9 protein-coding genes and 1 pseudogene are annotated in these 6730 nt (G+C 63.3%); 5 read left to right on the top strand and 5 right to left on the bottom strand.

What is annotated here, in order from left to right; all coding sequences use genetic code 11:
* Positions 1–671: pseudogene (locus tag ACCAA_RS02935) on the bottom strand (ISKra4-like element ISHoc2 family transposase); the annotation flags it as partial.
* 116 nt (positions 672–787) lie between these two features.
* On the opposite strand from ACCAA_RS02935, the gene ACCAA_RS02930 reads away from it, so the two are divergent.
* The 3 genes from ACCAA_RS02930 (at position 788) to ACCAA_RS02920 (ending at position 2863) form a co-directional block, all read left to right on the top strand.
* On the top strand, positions 788–1006 hold the full coding sequence (locus ACCAA_RS02930) for a hypothetical protein (RefSeq protein ID WP_186405758.1): 219 nt from the start codon (positions 788–790) through the stop codon (positions 1004–1006).
* 351 nt (positions 1007–1357) lie between these two features.
* Entirely contained in the window at positions 1358–2152 is a 795-nt protein-coding gene (locus ACCAA_RS02925; protein WP_186405757.1) for a hypothetical protein, read from the top strand.
* 426 nt (positions 2153–2578) lie between these two features.
* On the top strand, positions 2579–2863 hold the full coding sequence (locus ACCAA_RS02920; protein ID WP_186405756.1) for a hypothetical protein: 285 nt from the start codon (positions 2579–2581) through the stop codon (positions 2861–2863).
* 370 nt (positions 2864–3233) lie between these two features.
* Here ACCAA_RS02920 and ACCAA_RS02915 read toward each other — a convergent pair whose 3' ends face one another.
* From ACCAA_RS02915 to ACCAA_RS22405, 4 genes are all read right to left on the bottom strand, one after another.
* Complete coding sequence (locus tag ACCAA_RS02915; protein ID WP_186405755.1) at positions 3234–3497, bottom strand: hypothetical protein; 264 nt, start codon at positions 3495–3497, stop codon at positions 3234–3236.
* Between the two features lie 402 nt (positions 3498–3899).
* On the bottom strand, positions 3900–4541 hold the full coding sequence (locus ACCAA_RS02910) for a hypothetical protein (RefSeq protein ID WP_186405754.1): 642 nt from the start codon (positions 4539–4541) through the stop codon (positions 3900–3902).
* Positions 4542–4726: 185 nt separating this feature from the next.
* Positions 4727–5083 (bottom strand): hypothetical protein, encoded by a 357-nt coding sequence (locus tag ACCAA_RS02905; RefSeq protein ID WP_186405753.1) that lies wholly within the window; start codon positions 5081–5083, stop codon positions 4727–4729.
* Between the two features lie 203 nt (positions 5084–5286).
* Complete coding sequence (locus tag ACCAA_RS22405) at positions 5287–5415, bottom strand: hypothetical protein (protein ID WP_281193154.1); 129 nt, start codon at positions 5413–5415, stop codon at positions 5287–5289.
* A 988-nt stretch (positions 5416–6403) separates the two neighbouring features.
* Here ACCAA_RS22405 and brxF point away from each other — a divergent pair.
* Together brxF and ACCAA_RS21750 are read left to right on the top strand one after the other, a co-directional pair.
* Complete coding sequence (gene brxF / locus ACCAA_RS21870; protein WP_245754405.1) at positions 6404–6568, top strand: BREX-3 system P-loop-containing protein BrxF; 165 nt, start codon at positions 6404–6406, stop codon at positions 6566–6568.
* A gap of 14 nt (positions 6569–6582) precedes the next feature.
* Positions 6583–6730 (top strand): DUF6079 family protein (locus ACCAA_RS21750; protein WP_222104794.1); only part of this gene is annotated, 148 nt, incomplete at its 3' end.

Below are 6730 nucleotides of genomic sequence, written 5' to 3'. Positions count from 1 at the left end.
CGCACGACAATGCCCTTGCCATCGGTACTCATCACCAGCAGTTTGCTGGCGCCCTCCTTCGGCTGGCTAGCACCCTCCTTCGGCGCACTGGCTTCCTGCTCAGGTGCACTGTCTTCCTCCACCGGCGGACGGGCGTAAAACTCGTCAAAATCCGCGCTGATCGCCCGTGACAGTTCTTCGGCTTGGCGCTTCGGCACTTCCGCACCCGTGCCCTCCTGGATGGCCTTCACCGCCTCTTCAAACGAGCCCTTGGCCACTTCCAACCCCACCTTGCGCCGCACCCCGTGGGAGTATTTGTTCGGCGGCAGATTCAGCGCCGCATCCAACGGGAAAACACTCCCCAGCCGGGCTCCGCTGTACCCCAGGCGCCCTACCGTCACTTCGCCGAACAACGTCACCAGCAGTCGGTTTCTGGCTCGGCAATGCCGCCGCTCCTCTCCGTCCGCCCCGGTCACTCCTTCACACCTTTCTTCGGCCGCCGTTCGTTGATCCAGGTACCCCTGCATCAGGCGCCGCAACAACTCATTCCCCTCGCGCGCGATCAGTGATTCGATCTCCTCATGTTCCAGGACTCGTGCCGACTCCGACCTCAGCTCGCTCAGCAGCTTTGCAAACTGCTCGCACGCGAAGGCAAACTCGTCAAAATACGTCTCGTTTGTGTATGCTTCCATATGAAGGGGTCTCCTGTGGCGGTACGTAATCGCTTCGTCACCTGTTACATACCACCCGAGAGGCTTCTTCGCCAAGCCCATCATGCCCACACACTTTGATCTGCCTACGATCTTTCATGGCCAAAAAGATCCACACCCTAAGGGAATTCAGGAAGCGGCTTGAGTATTGCAACGTGCTCAAGGAAATCAAGGCAAAAATAGACGCGGCGATTACTGCGGCGGGTATCCGGGTGTGGTACGGAACCATCAAGGAGCCGGTTTTCAAGAGGCCCGCCCGTGGTCCTGCGCACGATGCGTCGTCAGAGGAACCTTTACCCACCGTTGACCGCGAGTGAACGAGGTGCCACGTGCTCAACAGGCCAAAAAGCGAGGCTTGTTAGGGTGACTACCGCCCGACACTGGCGCCGTCGTCGCCTTGTGGCAGGTTTCACCGATGGAGAAGACGACGACCCGGAAGAACCGCCGACGAGCTGCACGCCCTTGACCCGAGCAACGCCAATTTGCCGACGATCAAGGCCAGACTGCCGGCGCCGATGGCGGCAACCGCTGCCTGCCAGCAACCCGAGATCCTGACCAGACCACAGCAACCCCGACCGGTTGCCGGTGCGCTGCCTTGCCTTCGACCTGGCACCGCTTGCCGGTGATCGCCACCAAGCACTGCCCGACGCTGGCGCCGTCGTCGCCACGTGGCAGGCTTCACCGATCGAGAGGACGAAGACCCCGCCGAACTGCCCGCGTTCGAGCACCACGGCCAGCAACCCGACACCCGACCAGGCCACGGCATGCCCGATCGGCCGCCGGTGCGCTGCCTCGTCTTCGACCTGGCATCACTTGCCGGCGATCGCCACCAAGCACTGCTCGATGCTGGCCACGCCAGCGGCGACCGCTGCCTGCCAGCAACCCGAGATCCCGACCAGGCCACGGTAAGCCCTGCCGGCCGCCAGTGCGCTGCCTCGTCTTCGACCTGGCACCACTTGCCGGCGATCGCCACCATGCACCGCCCGACGCTGGCGCCGCCGTCGCCTTGTGGCAGGCTTCACCGATCGAGAGGACGACGACCCGGAAGAACCGCCGACGAGCTGCACGCCCTTGACCCGAGCAACGCCAATTTGCCGACGATCAAGGCCAGACTGCCGGCGCCGATGGCGGCAACCGCTGCCTGCCAGCAACCCGAGATCCTGACCAAGCCACGGCAAGCTCTGCCGGCCGCCAGTGCGCTGTCTCGCCTTCGACCTGGCACCACTTGCCGGCGATCGCCACCAAGCACCGCCCGACGCTGGCGCCGCCGTCGCCTCGTGACAGGCTTCACCGATCGAGAAGACAACGACCCGGAAGAATTGCCGACGATCAAGGCCAGACTGCCAGCGCCGCTGGCGGCAACCGCTGCCTGCCAGCAACCCGAGATCCTGACCAGACCACAGCAACCCCGACCGGCTGCCGGTGCGCTGCCTTGCCTTCGACCTGGCACCGCTTGCCGGTGATCGCCACCGAGCACTGCCCGACGCTGGCGCCGTCGTCGCCACGTGGCAGGCTTCACCGATCGAGAGGACGAAGACCCCGCCGAACTGCCCATGTTCGAGCACCACGGCCAGCAACCCGAGGGCCTGACCAGGCCACGGCACGCCCGATCGGCCGCCGGTGCGCTGCCTCGCCTTCGACCTGGCACCGCTTGCCGACGATCGCCACCGAGAACTGCCCGACGCTGGCGCCGTCGTCGCCTCGTGGCAGGCTTCCGCGATCGAGAAGACGACAACCCGAAAGAACTGCCGACGAGCTGCACGCCCTTGACCCCAGCCACGCCAGTTTGTCGACGATCAAGGCCAGACTGCCAGCGCGGATGGCGGCAACCGCTGCCTGCCGGCAACCCGAGGCCCCGACCAGGCCACGGCCAGCACGATCGGCTGCCGATGCGCTGCCTCGCCTTCGACCTGGCACCACTTGCCGGCGATCGCCACGACGAACCGCCCGACACTGGCGCCGCCGTCGCCTTGTGGCAGGCTTCACCGATCGAGAAGACGAAGACCCGGAAGAACTGGCGGTGCTCGAGCACCACAGCAGGCAACCCGAGATCCCGACCAGACCACAGCACGCCCGACCGGCTGCCAGTGCGCTGCCTCGCCTTCGCCCTGGCACCACCTGCCGGCGATCGCCACGACGAACCGCCCGACACTGGCACCGTCGTCGCCTTGTGACAGGCTTCACCGATCGAGAAGACGACAACCCGGAAGAACTGGCGGTGATCGAGCACCCCAGCAGGCAACCCGAGGCCCCGACCAGACCGCGGCAAGCCCGATCGGCCGCCGGTGCGTTGTCTCGCCTTCGACCTGGCACCACTTGCCGACGATCGCCACAGAGCACTGCCCGACGCTGGCGCCGTCGTCGCCACGTGGCAGGCTTCCGCGATCAAGAAGACGACAACCCGGAAGAACTGCCGACGAGCTGCACGCCCTTGACCCCAGCCACGCCAGTTTGCCGACGATCAAGGCCAGACTGCCGACGCCGCCAGCGGCAAGCGCTGCCTGCCAGCAACCCGAGATCCTGACCAGAACACGGCACGCCCGATCAGCTGCCAATGCGCTGCCTCGCCTTCGACCTGATGCCACTTGCCAGTGATCGCCACCGAGAACCGCCCGACACTGGCACCGCCGTCTCCTTGTGGTAGGCTTCACGGGTCAAGAAGACGAAGATCAGCCCGAACTGCACGCACTTAACCACAGCAACCCCGATCGACTGCCAGTGCGCCGCCTCGCCTTGGACCAGACCCCACTTGGCGGCGATCGCCACCCGGTACCGCCCGACGCTGACGGCGCTTCCGACTTGGGACAATCGAGGCGCCTGGCTTAACCGATTCGGCCTGCGTGGTCGCTGCCGGCAATGACCAGGCCGGCCGGGAATCTCGACCGTGATCGACAGCCGGCTGAACTCGGCGCTGCTGCCAAGTCAAAGTGATCGAGGCGTATCGCTTCGCCGAGCTGGCCGGCTGGATGCGTCATTGCTCTGCGCCAGTATCCATGCCCGCTGGCCGCCTACAGAGCGGGTCACCGTTGCTATTTCGTGAAGATCGGGGCGCCCCGGGGATGACTAGGCCGCGCGCGGGCACAGCAAAGTACAAGATCCGGCGTGGTCGGCCGACTCACTGGGCGGCACCGACCACGCCGGCCGCATGCGCCATCGCCTGGCGGTATTCCTGGCCACCGCAGGAACCGGCTCTATATGAGGCGGGCAACGCTACTTGATCTTTAGGGTAATGTCGCGCAAGTCGTTCTTGGACAGGTAAACGTCCACAGGGATGCTCGATTTAGCTGGAGGCTTGGCCTCGGACAGATCAAGCATTGCTTGCTGCAATTGGAGCGTTGCAATCTCAAATTCGGCACTGGCAATCGCCAAGCGTTTTGACATGCTCTCGGCATCCATAGACGTGGCGTTGAACCGTGCCTTGCCATCCTCCGGGTTGGCGACAAAGGCATTGAGTTGAGCCAAAGCAGCCTCGGCGCCGCGCTTGGCGGCGGTCGCCTCGATCATGGTAAGGGTAGTCCTTTCGCTGGCGCGGATGACTGCCTGAACGGTTTCAAGATACCAGACGACATGATTAAAATTTTCGGGGTTTTTCGGCGTCCGTCGGCTCTTAATAGTGATTATTGACTGGGTGATAGCGGTGTTGTGTTCCCTGGCCTGTCGTATGAATTCAGCGTAAGTGACACCATGCCCGCCCCGCATGTATTCGAGCAATGTACTGACCCGCACGGATGCATCGCGCATGATCTTGCTTGTTTCTGCTAGTTCTTGTTTTTCCTCGTACTTGTGATAACCAAGAACGATCACAGCGATTAGAACGACAACGGCAAAGGCAACGACACCGATTTTTTTCATGATCAATCCTGTTGAATAGCTGCACAGTATAGCCAACCACCGGCTCGGCCTAGATCTTGCCGCCGACTCACCCGGTGAGCCACTGGTTGCCGGTGCGTTGCCTCGCCTTCGACCTGGCACCACTTGCCGACGATCGCCACCGAACACTGCCCGACGCTGGCGCCGTCGTCGGCAAGTGGCAGGGTTCACCGATCGGGAAGACGAAGACCACGCCGAACTGCCGACGAGCTGCACGCCCTTGACCACAGCACCGCCAGTTTGCCGACGATCAAGGCCAGACTTCCGGCGCCGCTGGCGGCAAGCGACTCCTGCCGGCAACCCGACACCCGACCAGGCCACGGCACGCCCGATCGGCCGCCGGTGCGCTGCCCTGCCTTCAACCTGGCACCACTTGCCGGCGATCGCCACCGAGCACTGCCCGACGCTGGCGCCGTCGTCGCCACGTGGCAGGCTTCACCGATCGAGAGGACGAAGACCCCGCCGAACTGCCCGCGTTCGAGCACCACGGCCAGCAACCCGAGGGCCTGACCAGGCCACGGCACGCCCGATCGGCCGCCGGTGCGGTGCCCCGCCTTCGACCTGGCACCGCTTGCCGGTGATCGCCACCGAGCACCGCCCGACGCTGGCGCCGCCGTCGCCTCGTGGCAGGCTTCAGCGATCGAGAAGACGACAACCCGGAAGAACTGCCGACGAGCTGCACGCCCTTGACCACAGCAACGCCAGTTTGCCGACGATCAAGGCCAGACTACCGGCGCGGATGGCGGCAACCGCTGCCTGCCAGCAACCAGACGCTCGACCAGGCCACGGCCAGCACGATCGGCTGCCGATGCGCCGCCTCGTCTTCGACCTGGCGCCGCTTGCCGGTGATCGCCACCAAGCACTGCCCGACGCTGGCGCCGTTGTCGCCACGTGGCAGGCTTCACCGATCGAGAGGACGAAGACCCGGAAGAACTGCGCGTGATCGAGGGTGGCCCGACACTGGCCACGCCGGCGGCAAGCCGAACACACGCCTGCAACTGCTGCCTGCCAGAAACCCGACACCCTGACCAGGCCAAGGTAACCCCGATCGGCTGCCGGTGCGCTGCCTCGCCTTCAACCTGGCACCGCTTGCCGACGATCGCCACCAAGCACTGCCCGACGCTGGCGCCGTTGTCGGCAAGTGGCAGGCTTCAGCGATCGAGAAGACGACAACCCGGAAGAACTGGCGGCGATCGAGCACCCCAGCAGGAAACCCGAGGCCCCGACCAGACCGCGGCAAGCCCGATCTGCCACCCCCCCGGATCGTGGGACAAAGTGTCCCACGTGTCCCAGCCAAAAAGGCAAGTGTCCCAAACTTTTGGGACAGCTAAAACGATTAATAATCAATGCATTAAGCCTGTTTTTTTCAAGTGTCCCAATTGTCCCACTAAAAAAACAGGGTAGGGATAGAAGGAGAGTAAAATCTGGCGCATGCAACCCGAAAAAAGGAAAAATGAACGACTCTGCGTTAAGCGGAAAAACGCCCTCAAAGATTGCGTTTTGTGGGACAGCATGACGAGCCGTTGGCGTTCCCCATTCGAGTGCCGACGACCAGGAGACAAAGCGGGACAGTCAGTTGCTTCAGAATGGCCGATTGGTGCATCATGGGCTGAAGCAGCGAAAGCCGTGCACCCATGTGTGCACTACCGGAATGAGTAGATTGCAAGAGAGGCCCTGGCCATAAGGCTTGCAGGGCGCCACTTAAAAAACAGGTGCAAATCTGGAATAGGTTCCAGAATGGCACCAGAAATCCTCTTTCGTCTTGAGATGCTTGCAGGTGACGTGGCGGCCCTGCGCAGCAAACTGATCCTGCTGGTCGGTTCGCCGCGCGCTGGCAAGACTGCATTACTTTACTCAAACGGCACGCGCACAGCAAGCGAGTTGTCGCGGTTTGGCCAGGAGAATTGCGAGATGACGGCAAAACTGGTCGGCTGACCTATGCCGAAATGGGCCATCCGGAGCATCGAGACTACGCTACCGATGGCCTGGTGACGGTGGAAATGCAATAAAGAGAAGGCAGGACATGCGCTACGGCGATCTCATTCAATTCGAACCGATTGAATCGGTCATCCAACTGCTCGACGCCAATCGGCCCGACGAAGCCAGGAGTAACCGTTCACTCCCCCTGTGCTGCTGCCGGGATAGCAGGGAGCGCGGGGAGCGGCAAACCC

It is taken from the genome of Candidatus Accumulibacter aalborgensis (genome assembly GCF_900089955.1).
In the GTDB taxonomy this organism is placed as follows: domain Bacteria; phylum Pseudomonadota; class Gammaproteobacteria; order Burkholderiales; family Rhodocyclaceae; genus Accumulibacter; species Accumulibacter aalborgensis.
This window is presented reverse-complemented; position numbering and strand designations above follow the sequence as displayed.